Origin of the sequence: Mycoplasmopsis mucosicanis, assembly GCF_006546935.1 — a bacterium.
GTDB classification, from domain to species: Bacteria; Bacillota_I; Bacilli_A; order Mycoplasmatales; family Metamycoplasmataceae; genus Mycoplasmopsis; species Mycoplasmopsis mucosicanis.
The window spans coordinates 1-418 of record NZ_SMDN01000044.1 but is presented as its reverse complement, the minus strand read 5'-3'; the positions used below and the strand labels follow the sequence as shown (position 1 = coordinate 418).

The 418-nt window shown below is 39.0% G+C and carries 1 protein-coding gene; it reads left to right on the top strand.

Going from position 1 to position 418, the window contains the following annotated elements; translation table 4 throughout:
• A partial coding sequence (locus E1I18_RS03680; protein ID WP_408634157.1) for a serine O-acetyltransferase occupies positions 1–341 on the top strand: 341 nt, incomplete at its 5' end.
• Positions 342–418 lie beyond the last annotated feature (77 nt).

The window sequence follows — 418 nt, the reverse complement described above, 5'->3', positions numbered from 1 at the left end:
ATCAAGGTGTGACGTTAGGTGGAACTGGTAAAGAAAAAGGGAAGCGTCATCCCGACATTGGTGATAACGTCCTTATCGCAGCAGGTTCTAAAGTGTTAGGTAATATTAAGGTGCATTCAAATGTTAATATCGGTGCTAATTCGGTCGTGCTTCAAGATGTTCCAAGTTATTCTACGGTGGTAGGTATTCCAGGACGTATTGTGAAGCAAGATGGTAGACGTATCGGTAAGACATTCGATCATCTTAACTTGCCAGATCCAATTTATGAGCAACTCAAACAACTAGAACGACAACTTGAACAAACTAAAAATGGAGAGATTAAAGATGATTACATTATATAATACATTAACACGTCAAAAAGAAGTGTTTCAGCCTATCGAACCAGGAAAAGTGAAAATGTATGTGTGTGGCCCAACTG